This is a genomic window from Micromonospora sp. NPDC004540 (assembly GCF_040610095.1).
Taxonomy (GTDB): domain Bacteria; phylum Actinomycetota; class Actinomycetes; order Mycobacteriales; family Micromonosporaceae; genus Micromonospora.
This window is the reverse complement of record NZ_JBEXLR010000027.1, coordinates 26,074-48,192: the sequence shown is the minus strand read 5'-3', so window position 1 is coordinate 48,192 and position 22,119 is coordinate 26,074. Positions and strand designations below refer to the sequence as shown.

Here is a 22,119-nt window from a genome sequence, read left to right as displayed (position 1 = left end):
CTTCCGCGTCTCAGCGGCTCAGCGGCCGAGGACGGAGCCGCCGTTGACGCCGAGCACCTGACCGGTGACGTAGCCGGCGGACGGGCCGACCAGGTAGCGGACCCCCCACCGCCTCGACCACCGCCGGCACCTGGGCCGGATCGGTCAGGTCGGCGGCCACCGCGGTGACGGCGCCCGCCCGCCCCGTCGACTCCGAGATCCGCGCGGCGGCCTCCGCGAGCACGTCCCCCCGCCGGGGGCTCAGCGGCGGCGGAGGGCCGTGAGGACGGGGGTCAGGCGGGTGCGGAGGCTGGCCAGGCCGCCGGGGAAGAAGTACACGGCCAGGATGAAGACGGTGCCGAGGACGAACAACGGCTGGCTCAGGGGGTGGCTCAGGAACGCCGGGAGGTTGTTGACGGCGTCGCTGGTGCCGAAGGCGGTGAGGCGGTGGTCCAGGTACATGTAGAGGATGCCGCCGAGCACCGGGCCCCAACGGGTGCCGGGGCCGCCGAGCACCACCATGACCAGCAGCGACAGGGTCAGCTCGCTGGACGTGACGTGCGGGCTGGCGCCGCCGACGATCAGGCAGTAGACCACCCCGCCGGCCGTGGCCAGGCCGCCGGCCAGGGTGAACGCGACCAGCTTGAACCGGTACGGGTCGAGCCCGAGCACCCCGATCCGCCGCTCGTCGTCGCGCAGACCGGCCAGCACCCGCCCGGTCGGCGAGCCGCTCACCCGGTGCACCACGAGGACCACGAGGGCCAGGTAGGCCAGTGCCAGCCAGTAGAGGTTCACGGTGTTGGTGACCCCGACCAGGGCGGCGGGCAGCCCCGAGACGTCCAGCGGCAGCCCCTCCTCGCCGCCGGTGAGCCCGCCGAAGTCCCGGGCCACCAGGATCGCCCCGACCTGGGCGAAGGCGAGCGTCACCATGGCGAACGCGATGCCGACCGTGCGCAGCGCGACCGCGCCGAGCAGCGCGGCGAGGATCGTCCCGCCGGTCACGGTCAGCAGCGCGGCCTGCCAGAGCGGCAGACCGGCCCGGGTGACCAGCACGTCGGTGCCGTAGACCCCGGCGGCGAAGTAGAGGGCGTGCCCGAAGGAGAGCATCCCGGTCCGCCCGAACAGCAGGTCGTAGCCGGCCGCCAGGCCGCCGAAGACCAGGCAGATGGCGAGCAGTTGCAGGGTGCCCGGCGAGTTCAGCGGGCCCTCGAAGACGCCCGGCAGGTTGACCGTGGAGTACGGCAGGATCGCCGCCACCACCAGGGCGACCAGCGGCGCGTACGGGCGCAGGCCGTGCCAGCGGGCGTGGCCGGGGGTCAGCTCGTCGGGCACTGCCGCGGGCGGGGCCGCCACCTCGGCGCTCTTGACCTCGGTCATGCGTGAGCCACCTTTCCGGCCAGGCCCTGCGGACGCAGCAGCAGCACCACGGCGAGCAGGCCGACCACGCAGAGGTCGCCCAGCCCGGACGTGCCGTAGTAGTTGACGAACTGTTGCAGCAGCCCCACCGCGACCGCCGCGTACGCGGACCCGACCACCGAGCCCATGCCGCCGATCACCACCACGATGAACGCGAAGATCAGCAGCGAGCCGCCCTGGCCGGGCGAGACGGTGCCGAAGTAGACCGAGCCGAGCGCGCCGGCCAGCGCGGCGGCCGCCCCGCCGATCGCGAAGACCAGGGTGAACGCCTTGCGCACGTCGATACCGAGCGCGGTCACCATCTCCCGGTTCTCCACGCCGGCCCGGATGATCAGGCCGTACCGGGTGAACCGGAGGAAGGCGAGCAACGCGCCGAGCACCACCGCGGCGGCGACGATCAGCAGGAGCCCGGCGTTCGGCACCTGGGCGCCGAGCACCGAGGTCACGTCGCGGGTCCAGCCGGGGCGCGGGAACGGCCGGGCGTCGGCGCCCCAGGTGGCCTGGAGCAGCGCCACCCCGGCCAGCGACAGGCCGACGGTGACCAGCACCTGCTCGATGGTGCGGGAGTAGAGCGGCCGGATCAGCACCAGCTCGACCAGCACCGCCACGGCCGCGCCGGCGAGCACGCCGAAGGCGACGGCCACCACGAACCCGAACCCGTCCGAGCCCGCCCCGGGCAGGTTGCCCGCCGCCCACCAGGTCGCGTACGCCCCGACGCCGAGGAAGAGGCCGTGCGCGAAGTTGAGCACGTCGGCTAGGCCGAAGACCAGGGAGAGGCCGGAGGCGACCAGGAAGTAGAGCGCCGCCAGGCCCAGCCCGGTCAGCGTCAGCAGGATCACCGTGCTCACGCCGAGCCACCCTTCGTTCGCGACTGCGGGGCTCGCAAACCCGGCTCACTCCTCGCGCTCACCGGCACCTCCGAACCGACACCCAGCAGCGACTTGGTCAGCGCGGTCTCCAGCAGCAGATCCTGCGCGTTTCCGGTCCAGGCGACCCGGCCGGCGGAGAGCACCACGGCATCCTTCGCCAGCCGTCGCACCACGGCCAGGTTCTGCTCGACCAGCAGCACCGGCACGGATTCCGCGACCCGTTCCAGCACCTCGGCCACCTCGGTCACCACCTTCGGCGCCAACCCCTTGGTCGGCTCGTCCACCAGCAGCAGCCGGTTGTCGTTGAGCAGCACCCGGCCGATCGCGAGCATCTGCTGCTGCCCGCCGGAGAGCGAGCCGGCCCGTTGCCGTCCGCGCCGGTCCAGCTCCGGGAAGAGGGCATAGACCTTGTCGTACGCCGGGGTGGTCCCCCGCCGCTCGGCCAGCCGCAGGTTCTCGGCGACGGTGAGCGCGGCGAAGACGCAGCGGTCCTCCGGCACGTAGCCGAGGCCGTCGCGGACCAGCCGGTGGGTGGGGCGGGCCAGCAGGCTGCGCGCGCCCATCCGGACGGTGCCCCGGACCTCGCCGTTGCGGGGGGTCAGCCCGACGATCGCGCGCAGCGTGGTGGTCTTGCCGACGCCGTTGCGGCCGAGCAGCACGGTCACCCCGGTCGGCGCGACTTCGAACGACACCCCCTGGAGGATGTGCAGCCCGGCGATCCGCACCGACAGGTTCTCGACGCTCAGGACAGGTTCGGTCACAGCGCCTCCCCCAGGTACGCCTCCTGCACGGTGGCGTTGGCCATCACCGTGTCCGGGGTGTCGCAGGCCAGCAGCGCGCCGTGGTGCATCACGGCGATCCGGTCGGCCAGCTCCAGGATCACGTCCATGTGGTGCTCCACCATGAGCACCGACCGGCCGCTGTCTCCGGTCAGCGACTTGATCACACTGACCAGCTCGGGCACGTCCTCGGCGCTCACCCCGGCCATCGGCTCGTCCAGCAGCATCACCCGGGGCTCCCCGGCGAGCAGCAGGGCGATCTCCAGCTTGCGCTTCTCGCCGTGGGCCAGGGTGCCGGCCAGCGCCGTACCCCGGTGCTGCAGGCCGACCCGGTCGAGCGCCGCGTCGGCGGCGGCGGCCACCTCCCGGTCGGCCGCCGCCCGCCGCCACAGCTTCATCGAGCCACCCCGGTGCGCCTGTACGGCGAGCCGGACGTTCTCCCGCACCGTCAGCGAACCGAAGACCGAGGACGCCTGGAAGGTACGCCCCAGGCCGAGCCGGGCCCGGCGGTGCGGGGGGAGGTCGGTGACGTCCGCCCCGTCCAGCAGGATCCGTCCCTCGGTGGGCCGGCGCAGGCCGGTGATCAGGTTGAACAGGGAGGTCTTGCCGGCGCCGTTCGGCCCGATCACGCCGAGGAACTCCCCGGGCGCGAGATCGAGGTAGACGGAGTCGACGATGGCGACCTCACCGATCCGCCAGGTCAGACCGCGGGTGGCGAGCACTAGGTCAGCCCTTCATCTGCGCGACCGGCGGCGCGCTTTCGTCACCGGTCAGGGTCTTCTGCGCGGCCGCCGTGAAGGCGGTGCCGCTGCCGGAGAGCTTCGCCTGGTACATCGGCTGGAGCAGCGCGTGGTCCTCGGCGCGGATGGTCATCTTGCCCTTGACGCCGTCGAACTGCCAGCCCTCCAGCGCCTTGATCATCTTGTCCACGTCGTCGCCGCCCTCCTGCACGGCGCGGACGACCATCTGGGCGGCGGCGAAGCCGTCCGGGTGGAACAGGTCGAGCGTGCCGCCCGGAATCTTGGCCTTGGCGGCCTTGGCGGCCTCGGTGTCGCTGGCCCCGTCGAAGTAGTGCGACAGGAAGGAGATCTTGCTGCCGGCCGCGCCGAAGGTGGGCCAGGAGGCGCGGATGTCCAGGCCGGTGACGACCGTGGTGGACGTGAGCACGCCCTGCTGGTCGAGGGTCTGCCACATGGCCGGGGCGGTGGTGCCGGCCCAGGCGACGAAGAGCAGGTCCGGCTTGGCGGCCTTGATCTGGCTGGCGAACGGGGTGAACTCGGTCGCGCTGGCCGGAGCCCGGACGCTGCTCACGGTCGCGCCGGCGCCGCCGATCACGGCCTTGACGGCGGCCTCGTTCGCGTCACCGAACGCGCCGTCCTGGGCGAAGACGACCACCTTCTTGCCGGCGGCGTCGCCGATGAACGACTTGGCGGTCACCACGTCCTGGTACGACTGCCGGCCCGAGCGGAAGGTGTACTTGTTCGCGCCGGTCACCGCGTCGGTGGCGGCCGGACCGGAGATGAACAGCACCTTGTTCTGCGCCGCGATCGGGGCGACCTGGAGGGCGACGCCGGACGAGGTGGAGCCGGCGATGATCTTCGTGCCCTTGCCGATCAGGTCCTTGGCCGCGGAGACCGCCTTCGCCGGGTCGCCCGCGTCGTCGACCTCGGTCAGCTCGATCTTCCGGTCACCGACCTTGCCGGTGCCCTTGGTGGCGAAATCGAGGCCGGCCTTGAAACCCTCGATGTACTGCTTGCCGTAGCTGGCCAGCGGACCGGACTGGGAATACACGAGGCCGACCTTGACCGGTGCGGCGTCGCCGCCGCCGGAGGCGGTGTCCTGCGGGCTGCCACAGGCCGTGGCCGCGAGCGCGGCCGCCATCACCGTGGCGGCGGAAAGGAACACCCGTCGCGTGTGCCGGATCGTCATTGCGACTCCAGGTGGGGACAGGGGGAAGTGTCAGTTGTCGGCTCACGCTAGAAGTGACGTCACGCACGGGCTATGTGGCCGAAACACACAAGTAACCAGGGTAGGGTGGCCGACCGTTACAACCATCCCCGGCCGGTGGATCGACGCCCCGTGCCCGGTGGCCGCCGGCACCACCGGGCGGCACGCCGCTGTGTCGCGTCCCGCCATCGATCCCGGGACGCGCGGCGGCCCGGCGGAGCGTTCCGCCGGGCCGCTGCCATGGGCTACGGGTCAGAGCTCGAGGCGTGCCTTCCGGCGCATCCGGCTGAGCCCGATCAGGAGCCCGCCGGCCGCCAGCAGGCCGCCACCCAGGGAGAGGGTCTGGGCCATGCTGTCGCCGGTGACCGGCAGCTCGGGCTTACCGCCCTTGCCGTCCCAGCCACCCTTGTCGTCCTTACCGTCCCAGCCGTCCTCGTGGTCCTTGTCGTCCTTGCCGTGCTTGCGGTGGTCGAACTTGCCGTCCCGAATGCAGATCGTGACGGTGGCCGGGTCGGAGACGACCTTCCGGTCGCCGTACTTGCCGGTCGCCCGAGCGGTGTTGACCACCTTGCCCTTCTTGACGTCGGCCCAGCTCACCACGTACGGCTTGACGGCGTGGCAGTCGGTGCTGGTGCCTCGCGCCAGCGTGGTGCTGTTGCAGTGCACGTAGCCGGCGGTCGGGTCGTGCACCCCGACCTTGGTGATCTTCACGGTTCCGGTGTTCGCCACCCGGTAGGTGTAGAAGATCTTGTCGCCCTTCGCTGCGAAGCCGTCGTTCGCACACTTCTTGTGGCAGTCCGACTCGACCCGCGCCTTCTTGTCGATCGACAGGCTGACCTGCCGGTCCCCCGGATATCCCGGGTCCCCTGGGTCGCCCGGATCCCCTGGGTCGCCCGGATCCCCGGGATCCCCGGGGGCGTCGGAGGCGGCGCAGGTGTGGGCGAGCACGAAGTTCTCGGCGGTCCCCGAGATCATCGCGGTGGCGCCGGTGAGCGTCCAGTCGGCCGGCAGCCGGATGAAGGCCCGGCTCACGCCCTCGAAGTCGACGATCTCGCTGTTCGGCGAGCCGGGGATCCGCCGCGTGACGGTGCCGCCCGGTGTGGTGAAGGTCGTCGACAGCGACTGGAAGACGCCGCTGGTCTGCGGGTCGCCGGAGAGGTCGAACACCCAGGTCTCCTCGTCCGGGAAGGGCCCGCCGCCCGGATAGCAGAACTGGGGAGCGTCCGCCGCCCTCGTCGGCACGTCGTCCGGATCGATGCTGATGGCCTGGGCGGCCAGGGCCGGCGTGCCACCCAGCAGCAGGGCGCCGGCCAGCAACCCGAAAGCTCCCAAGCGCACGCCGATGCTTGCTCGCCTGCTCGGCGCAGAGGTCTTTCTCATGTACATCCCCCGTGTCGTGGATCCTTGACACGGGTCGAAACGAGCATGAACCGGACATGTAACGCAAAGCAGACACGATTCCCTCGGACGGTGGAACGTCCCCCACCGCCGCAAGTGACTCGCCGACGCCTACAAACTTGATGTCGTGGACGACTCAACCACTCACCTGCCGCGCGCTGACTCAGCCGATCGGTCCTGAGTCGCTCCCGACATCAGCTCGAAAGGCTCCCGCGAGGACACCCCGACCTCGCCCGATCCATCCACGTCATCAAGTTCGTAGCGCGCGGCAGGACCACGCCCGGCCACCGCCGCGACCGCCGACACCCCCCACGGCCACCCCACGAAGGCCCCGCGAACCGGAAAGGCGCGTGGGGTGGCCGGCCGCAGCCGGTCACCCCACGTCGGGAGAGGCGCCGCGCCGGGGCCCCGAGCCGCCCCGGCGCGGACGCCGGTCAGAGCCCCGCGCGCGCCGCCACAGCCGTGTCCGGCTGGTCGGCGAAAGCGCCGTCCAGGCCCAGGCCGTAGAAGAGCTCGTACTCGGCGGTGATGTCGCCGCGGGCGTTCGGGTCGGCGCCGATCCGGAAGTCGACCGGCAGGAACTGGTTCTCGGCGCGGAAGGTCCAGGCGTGCACCAGCAGCTTCACCCGGTGCGCATCGCGGATCACCGAGGTCGGCGCGAGCAGCTTGCCGGCGGCGTCCCGGGGCACGATCAGGTTCTTGTTGAGGCCGACGCCGTCGGCGTAGGTCGCCACCCAGGCCAGGCCGGCCGCAGTGGCCAGGTCCGCGTAGCCGCGTGGGTCACCGGCGGCGGTGAAGTCGTAGGGCGCGCCGGCCGCGTCCATGAGCTGCACCAGCCGCACGTCGATCATCCCGTCGAGCTTGCGCAGGTTGGCCGTCTCGAAGCTCTGCACGAAGACCGGGTCGTCGCGGTGGGTCAGCTTGTTGGCCTTGAGCGTGGCGACCAGCGGCTCCTCCAGCGCCAGCCCGATGGCGGCGAAGTAGCTGGGGTGCTTGGTCTCCGGGTAGACGCCGATGGTCCGGCCCCGGGCCTTCGACTCGGCGCGGGCCAGGTCGATGACCTCCTGGAAGGTCGGCACCTGGAACTTCCCGTCGAAGGCGGTGTTGGCCACCCGTACCTGGGGCAGCCGCTCCTTGGCGCGCAGCGTCCTCAGCTCGGCCAGCGTGAAGTCCTCGGTGAACCAGCCGGTGACCTTGACCCCGTCGATGGTCTTCGTCGCCTTCCGGGCGGCGAATTCCGGGTGGGCGGCCACGTCGGTGGTGCCCGAGATCTCGTTCTCGTGCCGGGCGACCAGCACGCCGTCCTTCGTCGAGACCAGGTCCGGCTCGATGAAGTCGGCGCCCTGGCGGATGGCGAGCCGGTAGGCCTCCAGGGTGTGCTCCGGACGGTAGCCGCTGGCACCGCGGTGGCCGATCACGATGGGCCGCTGGACCGCGCGGGCCCGCTCGGCGCCGGGCTCCGGGTCGGCCTGGGCGGCCACCGCCGGGGCCACCACGGCCGCCGCGAGCAGCGCGCCGGCCACACCGAGGGCGGAAAGGGTACGTCGCAACGCCGTCTCCTGTCGTCGAGGGATGCCCACAGCAGACCGGGTGCGGTTGACGGGCAGTTGGTCGGTTCCTGACCTGCCGGTGAATCTCCGGACGGAAGATGACCTGGTGCGCCGCCTGCTCCGGAACCCCGTACGGCTGGTGCCGTTCGGGTTCCTGGCGGTGATCCTGCTCGGCACCGGCCTGCTGATGCTGCCCTGGGCCACCAGCGAGAGCCGCTACACCCCGTTCGTCACGGCGCTGTTCACCTCGACCTCGGCGGTCTCGGTCACCGGCCTCGCCGTTAATGACACGCCGAACTACTGGAACGACTTCGGCCTGGTCATGATCACCGTGCTCACCCAGCTGGGCGGCCTGGGCATCCTGACTGTCGCGGCGCTGGTGATCCTGGTGGTCTCCCGGCAGCTCGGCCTGCGCAACCGGCTGCTGGTGCAGGCCGAGACCGCCGAGTTCGGCCTCGGGGACGTCCGCTGGCTGCTGGTCCGGATCGTCGCGACGGTCTTCGCCACCGAGGCGGTGATGACCGCGCTGATCACCGGCCGGCTCTGGCTGGTCTACGACTATCCACCGGGGCAGGCGCTCTGGTTCTCCGGCTTTCACGCGATCCAGGCGTTCAACAACGGCGGCTTCACCCTCTACTCGGACGGCCTGGTCGCCTTCTCGCGCGACCCCTGGGTGGCACTGCCGCTCGGCCTGGGCGCGATCGTCGGCGGTCTCGGCTTCCCGGCGCTGTTCGAGGCGGTCCGGGAGTGGCGCAAGCCGAGTCGCTGGGCGATCGCCACCAAGCTGACCATCTGGGGCAGCGTCGTGCTGATCGGGCTGGGCTTCGGGTTCCTGCTGCTCGCCGAGTGGACCAACTCGGCCACCATCGGCACCTACGACGCGGGCGGCAAGGTGCTGGCGTCGTTCACCCAGATCGCGCTGAGCCGCACCGGCGGTTTCGACGTGATCAACACGGACCGGCTGGCCGAGGAGAGCTACCCGCTGCTCATCGTGTTGATGTTCATCGGCGGCGGCAGCGCCAGCACCGCGGGCGGCATCAAGGTGTCCACGTTCTTCCTGCTCGCCTTCGTGATCTGGGCCGAGCTGCGCGGCGAGCCGGACGTGAACGTGGGCGGCCGCCGGGTGGCCACGGCCAGCCAGCGCCAGGCGATCACGGTGTCACTGCTCAGCGTGGCGCTGGTCGGCCTCGGCACCATCCTGCTGATCCTGTTCACCGACGACGTGCGCAACTTCGCCGCGCTCTTCGAGGTGACCTCCGCGTTCAGCACCACGGGTCTCTCCACCGGCCTCGCCCCGCAGCTCTCCCAACCCGGCCAGTACGTGCTCATCGTGCTCATGTTCATCGGCCGGGTCGGCCCGCTCACCCTCGGGTCCGCGATCGCGTTGAACACCCGGCGACACCTGTACCGCTACCCGGAGGAGCAACCCATTGTCGGCTAGGAGGACGGACGACAACAGCGTCGTGGTGATCGGCCTGGGCCGGTTCGGCTCCCGGCTCGCCGGCTCACTGCTGCAACTCGACCAGGACGTGCTCGCCATCGACCACGAGCAGGAACGGGTGCAGCGCTGGGCGTCCCGGCTGGACCGGGTGGTGCAGGCGGACACCACCGAGGAGAGCGTGCTGCGCCAACTGGGCGTCGCGGACTTCGGGCGGGTGGTGGTGGCGATCGGCGCCTCGGTCGAGGCGAGCGTGCTGACCGTGCTGGCCCTGACCGAGTTGAAGATCCCGCAGATCTGGGCGCGGGCCACCTCGGAGAAGCACGCGAAGATCCTGCACTCGGTGGGCGCGCACCACGTGATCTTCCCGGAGGCGGAGACCGGCGAACGGGTCGCGCACCTGATCGTCAGCCGGATGCTCGACTTCATCGAGTTCGGCGACGACTTCGCCATCGCCAAGGTCCGCGTGCCCGCCTCGCTGGTCGGCCGGTCGCTGCGCGAGCTGACCCCGACCGAGCGGTACGGGGTGATGGTGGTCGGCGCCAAGCTGCCCGGCGAGCCGTTCCGCTACGCCGGCCCGGACACCGTCATCCAGCCGGACAGCGTGCTCATCGTGGAGGGACCGATCGGCCGGGTGCAGCAGTTCGCCGCGCTGGGCTGACCGTCACTTCTTCCTGCCCTTGTCGCCGTGCCCACCCCCCTTCGACCGGTCTACCTGCCTTTTCCCTTGCCACTCTCCCGGCCCTTGCCGGACTTGTCGGGTATGGCCTTGGCGGTCTTCGGGGCGGTCTTCGCCGGCGCCTTGGCGGGCGCCTTCGGGGGTGCCTTGGTGGGTGGCGCGGTGGTCGGCGCCGACCCGGCGACACCGGACACCTGCACGCCGCAGGTGCTCTCCCCGATCTTGAACTCCACCGGCAGCGGGTTGCCCCCGGTGTAGCTGCCGGTCAACGAGACCTTCTTCGAGGCGCCCGGGGCCAGCGCGGCGTCGGTGGCCGGCGGCTGGAGCAGCACCGTGCTCCCCTGCTGGCGTACCGCCGGCTGGGCCGCGCGGACCGTCTGCTTGCCGGGGAAGGTGAAGCTCATGGTCCAGTCGCGCAGCTCGCGGGTGCCGATGTTGGTGAGGGTCAGGTCCGCGGTGAAGTCCTTGCCGGAGTCCCGGCGGAGCACGTAGTCGACGGCGCACGGGATCGGCTCGGGCAGCCCCATCCGCGCCTCGGTCGGCTCCACCCCGCCGCTGGCCGGGCTCTTCGAGGTCACTCCCCACAGGGTCGCGGTGACCGCGATCAGACCGGCGGCGGCCACCCCGGCCTCCACCTTCCGCCGGCGGGCCGCGGCCCGCCGGGTGCGGGTGCGGACGGCCGAGAAGGGCAGCGCGTCGGTGGCCGTGGACCAGGGCAGGATGGTGGTGCCCGCGTTCTCCATCAGCGCCGGGTCGAACTGGCCGAGCGCCGGGGAGACCGGCACGATCGCCGCGATCCCCGCCGCCTCGGCGAGCGTACGGGCCACCTCGGCGGTGGCCGGGCGGTCCTCCGGGCGCTTGGCCAGGCAGCGCCGGACCAGCTCGGCCACCTCGTCGGGGAGGCCCACCACCGGGGGCATCGGGTCCGGATCGTTGTACATGTGGGCGCGGAGCATCTGGGTGGTGGTGCTGGCCTGCCAGGGCAGCCGGCCGGTGAGCATCCGGTAGAGCAGCAGGCCGACCGCGTAGACGTCGGTGGCCGGGGAGACCTGGCCGTTGTCCAGCCGCTCCGGCGCCAGGTAGGCCGGGGTGCCGAGCAGCGCGCCGTCCGGGCCCTTCTCGCTCTCCCCCACCAGCGCCGAGATGCCGAAGTCGACGACCTTCACCCCGGTCGGGGTGAGCATGACGTTGCCGGGGGTCACGTCCCGGTGCACCACGCCCCGGGCGTGCGCGGTGGCCAGCGCCGACGCCACCTCGGCGCCGATCGTCACGGCCTCCCGCCAGGGCAGCTGCCCGCCCCGCCCGAGCCGGCTGCTCAGCGGCCCGCCGTCGACCAGCTCCATCACCACGTACGGGACGGTCAGCCCGACCTGCTCGGACTCGCCGTAGTCGTACACATTGGTGATGTTGGGGTGGCAGAGCCGCGCGGCGGCCTGCGCCTCGATCCGGATCCGATGCCGGAACGCCTTGTCGCTCGCCAGCCGCGAGGCGAGCACCTTGATCGCCACCTGCCGGCCGAGCACCTCGTCGTAGCCGCGCCAGACGACCGACATGCCCCCCGCGCCGAGCTGCTCGACCAGCCGATACCGCTCACCGAGCAGCTGCGCGCCGTTCCTGACCGCTGCACCCATGGTCGGTCCAGTTGCCCGGGGTTGGCCCCCGTACACCTGGTGGGTCGAAATCGGTCAACGAAATCACCCGTTCAGGCGGTCGCCAGGAGCTGGTCCACCGGCGCGTAGTCGTCGGTGAGCGCCTTCGCGTCCCCGACGAACGCGGCCACCTTCGCACCGTCGAGCAACTGCGCCGGCTCCGGGAGCAGCCGCAGCTGCGCCGGAATCCCGGCCAGCGGCAGCGGCGCGTCGGAGGCCACGATGAGGAAGTTCGCGCCGTGCTGCCCGGCGATCGCACCGGGCGGGGCGATCAGCGCGACGTGGCGGAACTCGGCGGCCACGGTGGCCAGCTCGGCCCGGATGAACCGGCCCGGCGGGTAGTCGATGACGTTCTGCACGTAGATGCCGTCCGGGCGGAGCACCCGGCGGATGTCGGCGGCCATCTCCCGGGTGGCCAGGTGCCAGGGCACCACCAGGTGACCGAAGGCGTCGCCGACGACGAAGTCGCGGCTGTCGCTGGGCTCGGCCCCGAGCAGCACCCGGGCGTCCCCCACCCGGGCGCGCAGCTGCGGCCCGGTGCGCACGCCCAGCTCACGCCGGTCCAGCTCGACCAGGCCGCCGTCGATCTCGAAGACCAGGTTGTCGCTGCCCGGTCGGGTCGCCGCCAGGTAGCGCGGCATGGTGAAGCCGCCGCCGCCCAGGTGCAGCGCGTCCATCCGCTGCTTCGCCGGCCGGGCCAGGTCCGCGACCAGGCCGATCCACTGGGTGTACGCGTACTTCAGGCGGGTGGGGTCGGCCAGGTCCACGTACGAGTGCTCGGCCGAGTTGAGATAGAGCGTCCGGCCCTGGGTCCACTGCCCGTCCACCTCGACCCGGGCGCAGTGGTACGCGGTCTCCACGTCGCACGGGTTCGGGGCGACCGCGGAGAGACCGGCCCCGGCCAGGCCGAGCACCGCCAGGGCGGCCTTGGCCCGGGTCGGACCGGGCAGCGCCGTCCCCGCCCCCCGGCGCAGGTACGCCCCGAGCACCAGCCCGGTCACCCCCAGCACGCCGGCCAGCGCCAGCACGATCACCGTGCTGGGCAGCGCCGCCACCAGCACGAAGCCGGTGGCCAGGGTGGCCGTGATGCCGCCCAGCGTGCCGATACCGGAGAGCCGGCCGACCACCTGCCCGGTGCGGCGCAGGTCGGCGAGCTGGAGCTTCACCACCAGCGGGGTGACCCCGGCAAGCAGCGCCGCCGGCAGCAGCACCGCCAGCGCGGTCAGCAGGAGCACCGCGCTCGCCGCGCCGCCGCGCAGCGCCTCACCGGCGTAGCGGACCACGGGCAGGGTGACCGCGGTGGCGATGCCGGCCAGCACCAGGGCCGGGGCGAGCAGGGAACGCGGATCCCGCCGGTCCGCCAGCCAGCCGCCCATCCACGCCCCGTATGCGATGGCGCCCAGCGCCATGCCGATCACCGAGCTGGTCACCTGGAGGGTCACCCCGACGTACGGGCCGACCAGGCGGAGCGAGACCGTCTCCAGCACCAGCACCGCCCCGCTGGAGAGGAAGACCAGGAACGCGGCGAGCCCGTTCGGCAGAGCCCGAGGCGGGACCGGCGCGTTCGGCGCCGGCTCCGCGACGACGTCGGACGATGTGCTGCTCACCGTGGCGATGCTACGCAGCGTTCCCGGCGGACGCGTCAATACATCGAGATGTGAACATGGTTTGTGTGGTCCGCGGCGGGACTGCCACCCCCGCTGTACGACCGCCAGCCGGTGTTCGGCATCCAGATCTGCCGGTACCAGATGACGTACATGATGCCGAGCCGGCTCGCGTTGTTCTTGGCCCAGCTGGCCAGGCTGTCCCCGTACGCCTTGTCGCCGCCCGTGGCGGAGACGTCCTCGAAGCCGCCGGTGGCGGCGGCGAAGTCGCAGGCCCGGCCCTTGGGGTGCTCGCCGTCCCCGCCGCTGCGGTGGCAGGAGGCGTAGCGCTTGTAGCCGGCCGCCTGGGCCTGCTGGAGCATGTGCAGGGTGCGCGGGGTGATGCAGCCGTCGGCCGGCGTCGGGTCGTTCACCGAGCAGGACTCCGACGGCCACGAGCCGTCCGGGTTGCGCGGCGCCGGCTTGGCCGACGACGAGCTGCCGCTGAAACCGGAGCCGGAGCCGGAGCTGACCTTGGCGAGCGCCACCTCGGCGTCCCGCTTCTTCTTGGCCAGCACGGCGAGCTGCTTCTGCTGCTCCCGGACCTCGGTGTCGATGGCCACCTTGGCCTCGGCGGCCTGGGCCTTCGCCTCGGTGAGATCGTGCAGGCGCCTGCTGTCCCGCTGGGCCATCATGTCGAGCTCGGCCGCCCGCTGGAGGAACGCGTCCGGGTCGGAGCTGGCCAGCAGCATCGACGTCGGGGTCAGCCGGCCGAACCGATAGGACTGCGAGGCCACCTCGCCGACCTGCGCGGACAGCTCGACCAGGCGCACCTCGAGCTGCTTGAGCTGGCCGGTCAGCGCCGCCTGGCGGCGCTTGGAATTGTCGAGCCGGTTCTTGGCCTCGATGTGGCCCTTCGCCGCCGCCTCCAGGGCCGCCCGGAGCTGCTTGCTGCCACCCTCGTTCGGGGCGCTCGGGGTGGGCGCGGCGGCGGCCGCCCCGGCCGGGGCGAGACCGGCGCCCAGCAGCACGGCCGTCGCGGCGAGCAGGGCGAGCAGTGACCGGCGGACGGGCCGGCTGGTGAGCCTGGTCCTGGGCACGTAGAGGTCCTTCCGTCGACCGCCGGCCCCCCCGATTCGACCTTGCGCGGCGGCGGCTCCACCGGCGCCGGGCGGCGGCCTGCTGGCGGAGACCGCCGGTCACGATACCGGACCGCGCGCTCCGCGCCATGCCCCCGACCTCGGCGGACGCCGATCGTCCACGGACCGTGCCGGAGCCGTCGCGGACCGCACGCTCAGCCGCCCAGCAGGGCGGCCCGGACCTCGTCCCAGATCTCCTCGCTGGCCGCGACCAGCAGGCCCCGGCCCTCGTCGGCCGGGTGGTAGTCGGTGCCGTCGAACCGGCGGGCCACGCCGCCGGCCTCCCGGACCAGCAGCGTGCCGGGGGCATGGTCCCAGGGCAGGGTGCGCCAGAAGAGCACGAACTGCTGCGCGCCGGTGAGTACGTCCAGGTATTCCCGGCCCGCGCAGTGCTGGCCGGGCAGCAGCTCGCCGAGCCGCTCGCCGCCCGCCTCCACGCTGCGCCGGAAGTCCGGGGGCAGGAAGCGGGTCATGGCGGTGCCGCGCAGCGCGCCCACCGCCGGGTCGCGCCCGGCCGTGCGCACCGGCGTGCCGTCCAGCCGGGTGCCGTCGCCGACCCGGCAGGTGGCCATCGTGCCGTCCAGCGGGTCGTAGACCCACGAGGCGACCGGCGCCCCGTCGGTCAGCAGCGCCACCATCAGGGCGAACGGGCGCCGGCCGGCGGCGAAGTTGGAGGTGCCGTCCACCGGGTCGACCAGCCAGACGTCCCCTTCGCCGCGCAGGTGCCGCAGCAGGGACGGGTCCTCGGCGACCGCCTCCTCGCCGACCACCACGGAGTCGGGGCGCAGCCGCCGCAGCCCGGCGGAGATCAGCGCCTCGGCCTTCCGGTCCGCGACGGTGACCACCTCGCCGGGCGCCTTCTCGGAGATGTCGGCGTCGTCGAGGCGGCGGAACAGCGGCACCACGACGTCGGCCGCGGCCTCCCGCAGCAGCGCGCCGACCTCGTCCAGCAGCGGGTCAGCCACGCGGCGGCAGCTTGACCACGCTGACGAAGAACTCGTCGATCTGGCGGACCACCGAGATGAAGCGCTCGAAGTCCACCGGCTTGGTCACGTAGGCGTTGGCGTGCAGCTGGTAGCTGCGCAGGATGTCCTCGTCGGCCTGGGAGGTGGTGAGCACCACGACCGGGATCCGGCAGAGCTGCTCGTCGTTCTTGATCTCCGCCAGCACCTCACGGCCGTCCCGCCGGGGCAGGTTCAGGTCGAGCAGGACCAGGTCGGGGGTCACCGCGTCCGCGTACTGGCCCTCCCGGCGCAGGTAGGCCAGCGCCTCGGCGCCGTCCGAGACGACCGTGAGGCGGTTGCGGAGCTTGTGCTCCTCGAACGCCTCCTGGGTCATCAGCACGTCGCCCGGGTCGTCCTCGACGAGCAGGACCTCGATCGGGCTCTTGCCGTCCGCCGGCGCGGTCATCCCACCGTCTCCTTCATGCCACCCGTTGTACCGTCTCGGGCCGCCCCCTCGGGCGCCTCTTCCCGTGCCGCGCCGTCCGGCTGCCGGGCCGCGCTCACCGCGGCGTCCTCGGCGCCGTCCCCGGTCGCCGCCCCGTCCCCGGTCGACTCCTCATCCCCGGCCGGCTCCGCCGCCCGCGCCGCCTCGACGTCCTCGGGCAGGGCGGGAAGGGTGAACCGGATCGTGGTGCCCTCCGGGGTGTCGGTGTCCACCCAGACCCGGCCGCCGTGGTACTCCACGATCTTCTTGACGATGGCCAGCCCGATGCCGGTGCCCGGGTAGGCGTCCTTGGAGTGCAGCCGCTGGAAGATCACGAAGATCTTGTCGGCGAACTCCGGTTCGATCCCGATGCCGTTGTCCCGGCAGCTGATCTCCCACTCGTCGTCGACCAGTCGGGCCGAGACGTGCACCCTCGGCGGCACGTCGGGGCGGCGGAACTTGATCGAATTGCTGACCAGGTTGGCCAGCAGGTTGGTCAGCAGCGGCTCCTCGCCGCGGATCACCGGCAGCCGGTCCCAGGTCAGCTCGGCGTCGGCGTACTGCCGGGCCGCCTCGGTCTGCCCGGCCACGTCGCCCATCACCTTGTTCATGTCGACCTCGGTGAAGCCCGTGGTGAGCCGGCCGATCCGGGAGAACGCGAGCAGGTCGTTGATCAGCCGCTGCATCCGCTGCGCGCCGTCCACCGCGAACGCGATGTACTGGTCGGCCCGCTCGTCGAGCTGGCCAGAGTAGCGCCGCTGGAGGAGCTGACAGAAGCTGGCCACCTTGCGCAGCGGCTCCTGGAGGTCGTGCGAGGCGACGTACGCGAACTGCTCCAGGTCACGGTTGGAGCGGGTGAGCTCCTCGGCCTGCTTCTGGAGTTGGCTGTTGACCCACTCGATGCGCTCCCGCGCCTCGCGTACCTCGTCCAGCTCTCGGGCGATCTTCTGCCGCATGAGGTCAATGTCGTCGGCGAGCAGGCGGAACTCCGGCGGGCCGGACCCCTCGATGTGGTGCCGGTAGTCACCCGAGGCGACCTCGCGCACCTGGCCGACCAGGCCGGCCAGCGGCCGGATCAGCATCCGGTCCAGCGAGAGCAGCAGGACCGCGCCGGCCACCGCCACCACCAGGGCCGCGATGATCAGGAGCACCACCAGCACGTTGCTGGTCGCGTTGACCTTGTCGGCGGTCTTCTGCCGGACCTCCAGGATCTCGCCCTGGAGGGTGTCCACCGCGGACCGGATGCCGTCGAACTGCTGCCGGGTCTGGTCGGTGATCAGCGCCTGGCCGGCGGACGGGCCGCTGCGCTCGGTGGTGGTGATCACCGGCTCGGCGACGTCGACCCGCCACTGCGCCGCCCGCTGCTCGACGACACCCACCTCGCGCAGCACGTCGGGGTAGTCGACGGCGAGCTTCCTCATCTCGGCGACGGTGTCCCGCTCGCGTTGCTGGCCGTCCTGGTAGGGCTCCAGGTCGTTGCGGTCGGCGTTCACCGCGTACCCGCGGACGGCGGTCTCCTGGTCGAGCAGGGCGCTCATCAGCTCCTGCGCCTGGACCCGCAGCGGGCCGGTCTTGAGCAGCACCGCGTCGATGTTCTGCTGGTTCTTGGCGGCGAGGGTCGCCTCGGCCGCGGCCAGCCCGAGCAGCAGCACCAGCACCACGCCGAGCAGCGCGCCGACCCGCCGCCGCAAAGTCCACCCCTGCTGGTACGCCCTCACAGCACAGTCTCCGTTCGCGACTGCGGTGCTCGCAAAATCGGCTCACTCCTCGCGCTCACCGGCCACCCCCGCGGGTGAGCAGCAGCATGGCCACGTCGTCGGCGAGCGGGCCGCCGTTGAGCTGCTCGGCCCGGCCGACCAGCCAGGCGGGCAGCTCGGCCAGGGGCACCGCGCGGTTGGCGGGGTCGGCGAGCAGGTCGGTCAGCCCCGGCACGTCCAGCCGGTCGTCTCCGCTGCCCACCCGACCCTCGATGAGGCCGTCGGTGTACATCAGCAGGGACCAGTCATCGGTGTCGAACTCCAGGTCGAAGGCAACAGGCCGGCGGGGCCGTACGCCGAGCAGCAGACCGCCCCGGGCCGGCACCGGGGCGACCTTACCCCCGCTGAGCAGCAGCGGCGGCGGATGACCGGCGAGTCGCACGGTGGCCCGGTTGGCCGCCAGGTCGAGCCGGACGGTGGCCACCGTGGCGAAGATCTCCTGGAGCCGGCGCTCGCTCATCAGCACCTGCTCCAGCGCGGGCAGCACCTCGTCGTCCGGCACCCCGGCCAGGACCAGGGCCCGCCAGGCGACCCGCAGCTCGACGCCCAGGGCGGCCTCGTCCACGCCATGGCCACAGACGTCGCCGACGATCAGGTCGATCCGGTCCGGCCGGGTCTGCACCACGTCGTAGAAGTCGCCGCCGATCAGCGCGGCGTGCCGGCCGGGGCGGTAGAAGGTGTGCACCGACACCTGGTCGGTGGTCATCAGCGGCTGCGGCAGCAGGCCGCGCTCCAGGCGCGCCGACTCGGCCTGGCGCAGCTCCACCTCGCGCAGCCGGCGGGCGTTCTCGTCGGCCCGCTTGCGCTCCACCGCGTAGCGCAGCGCCCGCGTCAGCAGGACCCCGTCGACCTGCCCCTTGACCAGGTAGTCCTGCGCGCCCTCGGCGACCGCGACGATGCCCAGGTGCTCGTCGGAGCGGCCGGTGAGCACGCAGACCGCCGCCCCGCTGGCCATCTCCAGCACCTGGCGCAGCCCGTCCAGGCCCTGCGCGTCGGGCAGGCCCAGGTCGAGCAGGACGCAGTCGACCCCCATCACCCGCTGCCGGGCCTCGCTGAGACTGGTGGCGACCAGCAGGTCGATCATCGAGTTGGTCTCGGCGAGCAGCTCGCCGACCAGGAAGGCGTCACCCTCGTCGTCCTCGACCAGCAGGACCCGCAGCCGCTCGCCGGGCGGCACGCCGACGTGTCGCCCGAGCCCGGCCTGCGGCACGACGGGGGCGCCGGGCAGGCCGGTCCCCCGGTGCGGCCGGGTCACCGCCGCGAGTCGCGGGAGTTCGCTGGTGATGTCGGGGCTCCTTCCGAGTGGCCCGCTGATCCTTTATCAGACGACGGTCGCACACAACACGAGCGAAGTCGGCGCGGGCGGAGCGGGCAAACCCGCCCAACGGACAGCGGCACGGCCGACGCCCGATGTTACGCCGCGACCGGTGTCCGGCCGGGATCACACCGGCCGGTGGGAGTGCCGCCGCAGGCCGCGGGGGTGCAGGATGATGGCCACCCCCGAAGCACCCCGAGGAGTCACCCGTGGGCGTACCCCCCACCCGCCCCGCCGACCGCGCGCCGGCCCGGCCGGTTCCTCCCGCCCGACCGGCCGACCGGGCGCTGGCCCGGCCGCGCCGGCGGCTGCCCGCCGCGCTCGCCGCGCTCGCCGCGCTGCTCGCCGTGGGCGCCGGCGTCCTGGTCGACCTGGCCACCCCGGCACCCCGTCCCGCCGACGCGCCCGCGGACGCGTTCAGCGCCGAGCGGGCGTACCAGAACGTCAAGGTCATCGCGGCGCGGCCGCACGTGGCCGGCAGCGCCGCCAACGACCAGGTCCGCGAGCACGTCGTGGGCGTGCTGCGCGGGCTGGGCCTGGAGACCGAGGTGCAGGACGCCGTGGCCCCGGAGGCCGGGCAGCTCAGCGGGGCGGCCGGCGGCGCGACCCTGGCCCGGGTGCGCAACGTGGTGGCCCGGCTGCCCGGAACCGACCCGACCGGGCGGGTCTTCCTGGTGGCCCACTACGACTCGGTGCAGTCCGGGCCGGGCGGCAACGACGACGCCGCCGGCACGTCCACGATCCTGGAGGTGGCCCGGGCGCTGGCCGCCGGCCCGCGCCCCCGCAACGACGTGGTCCTCGTGCTCACCGACGCGGAGGAGGCGTGCCTGTGCGGAGCCGCCGGCTTCGCCGCCGACCACCCGCTGGCCGCCGACGGCGGCGTGGTGCTCAACCTGGAGGCGCGCGGCTCCACCGGCCCGGTGATCATGTTCGAGACGTCCCGGAACAACGCGAAGCTGGTGGAGGCCTTCGGCCGGGCCGCCCCGCACCCGGTGGGCACCTCGTTCGCGGTGGAGATCTACCGGGCGCTGCCCAACGACACCGACTTCACGGCCTTCCTCGACCAGCGGTTCGTCGGGCTGAACTCGGCGTACATCGACGGGGGCGCGGTCTACCACACCCCGCTCGACGTGCCGGCGGCCATGAACCGGGGCAGCCTCCAGATGCACGGCGACAACGCCCTCGGCCTGGCCCGCGAGTTCGGCCGGACCGACCTGCGCGACCTGCGCTCCGGCCACGACGACACCTACTTCCCGGTGCCCGGCGGGCTGGTCCGCTACCCCGGCTGGCTGACCCTGCCGCTGGCGCTCGCCGCCCTGCTCGCGGTCGGCGCGCTCGGCTGGCTGCTGCGTCGGCGCGGCCGGGCCACCGCCGGGCGGCTCGCGGCCGGCGCCGGGCTGGCCCTGGTGCCGGTCGTCGCCGCCCCGCTGGGGGCGTGGCTGCTCTGGACCGCGATCACCACCATCCGCCCCGGCTACGCCGAGCTGCTCGACCCGTACCGCCCGGTCTGGTACCGGCTCGCCGTGGTGGCGCTCGCCGCCGCGATCCTGTTCACCTGGTACGCGCTGACCCGCCGCTGGGCCGGCCCGGCCGCCCTGGCCTTCGGCGGGCTGGTCTGGCTGGCCCTGTTCGGGGTGCTGCTCGCCGTGCTGGTGCCCGGCGGCGCGTACCTGACCACCCTGCCCGCCCTGGCCGGCGCGGTGGCCGGCGTCGCGGCGCTGGCCACCCGGCGGGACGGCCCCTGGCCCGTGGTCGCGGTGACCCTGGCCGGCGCGGTGGCCGTGGTGATCCTGCTGCCCACCGTGGTGCTGCTCTTCCCGGCGCTCGGCATGGGCATGGGTGGCGTGGCGGCGCTCTTCGCCGTGCTGCTCGGGCTGGCCGCGCTGCCCGTGGTGGACCTGCTGCACCCGCAGGCCGGCGGCCAGCGTGGCCTGGGTGCGCTGCGGGCCCGCCGGCTCGGCGCGCTGCCGGCCGGCGCCGCCGCGCTCGCCGCCGTGGTGCTCGCTGGGGTCGGCCTGGCCGTGGACCGCTTCGACGCCGCGCACCCCGTGCCGACCCACCTGATGTACGCCCTCGACGCCGGCACCGGCAAGGCCCGGTGGCTCAGCCACGAGGGCGACCCGCAGCCCTGGACCGACGGCTACGTGGACGGGCAGGTCGACGTTTCCGACGACTTCCCGGGGCTGGGTGACGGGGAACTGCGGGCCGGGCCGGCGCAGGCAGCGAACCTCCCCGCCCCGAAGCTGGAGGCGCTCTCCGACACTCGCTCGGGCGACCAGCGGGTGCTGCGGGTCCGGGTGGTGCCCCAGCGAACGGTCCGCCTGCTGACCCTGCACGTGGACACGGCCACCGCCGAGGTGAAGTCGGCGACCGTGGCCGGGCGGGACGTGCCGGTCAAGGCCCGCGACGGCCGGTGGGGCTTCGGCGTCGTCTTCCACGCCCCGCCGCCGGAGGGCGTCGAGGTCACCCTGACCCTGGCGCCGAAGGCGGGACAGGTGAACCTGCGGGCCATGGACGCCAGCGACGGGCTGAGCGGGCTGCCCGGGTTCCGGGCCCGGCCCGCGGACGTGGGCGTCGTCGGCTCGCACAGCTCCGAGATGCTGGCGGTGGCCCGGACCTATCCCCTGTAGCCGGCGACGACCGGAGCCACCATGTCGCTGGTGGCCCCCGGGGGATCGCCCGGGGGCCACGGTCAGCGGGTCAGGAGACCTTGTCGATCTTGCAGGTGACCTCGCCGGTCACCTTCTGGCTCAGCACGACCATGCCCTCCTCGACGGCCTTCTGGCCGGGCCGCACGTCGGAGACGATGGCGGTGGAGTTACCCACCCGGGTGCCCTTGGCGTCGAGCACGAACACGTCGACGAAGTAGGTGTTCTGGTCCTTGCTGGTGTTGTTCACCTCGACGTCGAACTTCACGTTCGCCAGGAACTCGTCACCGGCCGACTCGGCCTCGCACGACTTGAGCTCGACGTGCCCGGCCTTCGCCGCCTGACCCTTGCTGATGTCGTCGGCCGCCTTGCCGACCAGGGTGGTGCACGCCACGAGGCCGCCGCCGCAGAGCAGGACGGCGAGACCGGCGATGATGAGGAAGATCTTCAGGCCCGTCGACATCCCCTTCTTCGGCGGGGGCGCGGGGGCGTACCCCGGCTGAGGGGTCGGGGTCGGCTGCGACATTCGTTGTGCCTTTCATGAA

General features: G+C 72.9%; 17 protein-coding genes and 2 pseudogenes. 3 read left to right on the top strand and 16 right to left on the bottom strand.

What is annotated here, in order from left to right; genetic code table 11:
* Positions 1-18: 18 nt before the first annotated feature.
* The 8 genes and pseudogenes from ABZV78_RS12340 to ABZV78_RS12305 all read right to left on the bottom strand — a co-directional run.
* A pseudogene (locus tag ABZV78_RS12340) lies at positions 19-102 on the bottom strand (short-chain dehydrogenase); the annotation flags it as partial.
* Positions 103-240: 138 nt separating this feature from the next.
* Positions 241-1,356, bottom strand: a complete 1,116-nt coding sequence (locus ABZV78_RS12335) for a branched-chain amino acid ABC transporter permease (protein ID WP_355637958.1) — start codon at positions 1,354-1,356, stop codon at positions 241-243.
* Positions 1,353-2,243 (bottom strand): branched-chain amino acid ABC transporter permease, encoded by an 891-nt coding sequence (locus ABZV78_RS12330; RefSeq protein ID WP_355637957.1) that lies wholly within the window; start codon positions 2,241-2,243, stop codon positions 1,353-1,355. Before ABZV78_RS12330 ends, ABZV78_RS12335 begins: the two co-directional genes overlap by 4 nt.
* The gene (locus ABZV78_RS12325) at positions 2,240-3,025 is read right to left on the bottom strand and encodes an ABC transporter ATP-binding protein (protein WP_355637955.1); all 786 of its coding nucleotides are present in this window, start codon (positions 3,023-3,025) and stop codon (positions 2,240-2,242) included. The genes ABZV78_RS12330 and ABZV78_RS12325 overlap by 4 nt, the downstream gene beginning before the upstream one ends.
* Positions 3,022-3,765 carry an ABC transporter ATP-binding protein gene (locus tag ABZV78_RS12320; protein WP_355637953.1) on the bottom strand — a complete coding sequence of 248 codons (744 nt, stop codon included), beginning with the start codon at positions 3,763-3,765 and terminating at the stop codon, positions 3,022-3,024. The genes ABZV78_RS12325 and ABZV78_RS12320 overlap by 4 nt, the downstream gene beginning before the upstream one ends.
* A gap of 4 nt (positions 3,766-3,769) precedes the next feature.
* Positions 3,770-4,972 carry a substrate-binding domain-containing protein gene (locus tag ABZV78_RS12315; RefSeq protein WP_355637951.1) on the bottom strand — a complete coding sequence of 401 codons (1,203 nt, stop codon included), beginning with the start codon at positions 4,970-4,972 and terminating at the stop codon, positions 3,770-3,772.
* 270 nt (positions 4,973-5,242) lie between these two features.
* Entirely contained in the window at positions 5,243-6,328 is a 1,086-nt protein-coding gene (locus ABZV78_RS12310) for an LPXTG cell wall anchor domain-containing protein (RefSeq protein ID WP_355637949.1), read from the bottom strand.
* A 494-nt stretch (positions 6,329-6,822) separates the two neighbouring features.
* Positions 6,823-7,938 (bottom strand): glycerophosphodiester phosphodiesterase, encoded by a 1,116-nt coding sequence (locus ABZV78_RS12305; protein WP_355637947.1) that lies wholly within the window; start codon positions 7,936-7,938, stop codon positions 6,823-6,825.
* 106 nt (positions 7,939-8,044) lie between these two features.
* Between ABZV78_RS12305 and ABZV78_RS12300 the strand changes: the two genes are divergently transcribed.
* Both ABZV78_RS12300 and ABZV78_RS12295 read left to right on the top strand, forming a co-directional pair.
* Entirely contained in the window at positions 8,045-9,379 is a 1,335-nt protein-coding gene (locus tag ABZV78_RS12300) for a potassium transporter TrkG (protein WP_355637945.1), read from the top strand.
* On the top strand, positions 9,369-10,037 hold the full coding sequence (locus tag ABZV78_RS12295) for a TrkA family potassium uptake protein (RefSeq protein WP_355637943.1): 669 nt from the start codon (positions 9,369-9,371) through the stop codon (positions 10,035-10,037). The genes ABZV78_RS12300 and ABZV78_RS12295 overlap by 11 nt, the downstream gene beginning before the upstream one ends.
* Positions 10,038-10,087: 50 nt before the next feature.
* Here the strand turns inward: ABZV78_RS12295 and ABZV78_RS12290 are convergent, their stop codons facing one another.
* From ABZV78_RS12290 to ABZV78_RS12260, 7 genes and pseudogenes are all read right to left on the bottom strand, one after another.
* Positions 10,088-11,686 (bottom strand): serine/threonine-protein kinase, encoded by a 1,599-nt coding sequence (locus ABZV78_RS12290; RefSeq protein ID WP_355637941.1) that lies wholly within the window; start codon positions 11,684-11,686, stop codon positions 10,088-10,090.
* Between the two features lie 71 nt (positions 11,687-11,757).
* Positions 11,758-13,311 (bottom strand): fused MFS/spermidine synthase, encoded by a 1,554-nt coding sequence (locus tag ABZV78_RS12285; RefSeq protein WP_355637939.1) that lies wholly within the window; start codon positions 13,309-13,311, stop codon positions 11,758-11,760.
* Positions 13,312-13,346: 35 nt separating this feature from the next.
* Complete coding sequence (locus ABZV78_RS12280; RefSeq protein WP_355637978.1) at positions 13,347-14,312, bottom strand: hypothetical protein; 966 nt, start codon at positions 14,310-14,312, stop codon at positions 13,347-13,349.
* A 269-nt stretch (positions 14,313-14,581) separates the two neighbouring features.
* Positions 14,582-15,391, bottom strand: a complete 810-nt coding sequence (locus ABZV78_RS12275) for an inositol monophosphatase family protein (protein WP_355637937.1) — start codon at positions 15,389-15,391, stop codon at positions 14,582-14,584.
* Positions 15,384-15,836 (bottom strand): response regulator, encoded by a 453-nt coding sequence (locus tag ABZV78_RS12270; RefSeq protein WP_148430840.1) that lies wholly within the window; start codon positions 15,834-15,836, stop codon positions 15,384-15,386. Before ABZV78_RS12270 ends, ABZV78_RS12275 begins: the two co-directional genes overlap by 8 nt.
* A pseudogene (locus tag ABZV78_RS12265) lies at positions 15,833-17,545 on the bottom strand (ATP-binding protein). Before ABZV78_RS12265 ends, ABZV78_RS12270 begins: the two are co-directional and overlap by 4 nt.
* Positions 17,546-17,627: 82 nt before the next feature.
* Positions 17,628-18,821, bottom strand: a complete 1,194-nt coding sequence (locus ABZV78_RS12260) for a fused response regulator/phosphatase (RefSeq protein ID WP_355637976.1) — start codon at positions 18,819-18,821, stop codon at positions 17,628-17,630.
* 314 nt (positions 18,822-19,135) lie between these two features.
* Here ABZV78_RS12260 and ABZV78_RS12255 point away from each other — a divergent pair, with 314 nt between their 5' ends.
* On the top strand, positions 19,136-21,556 hold the full coding sequence (locus tag ABZV78_RS12255; protein WP_355637935.1) for a M28 family peptidase: 2,421 nt from the start codon (positions 19,136-19,138) through the stop codon (positions 21,554-21,556).
* 70 nt (positions 21,557-21,626) lie between these two features.
* Here the strand turns inward: ABZV78_RS12255 and ABZV78_RS12250 are convergent, their stop codons facing one another.
* A complete protein-coding gene (locus tag ABZV78_RS12250; protein ID WP_355637933.1) occupies positions 21,627-22,037 on the bottom strand; it encodes an FxLYD domain-containing protein in 411 nt (136 codons plus the stop codon).
* Positions 22,038-22,119 lie beyond the last annotated feature (82 nt).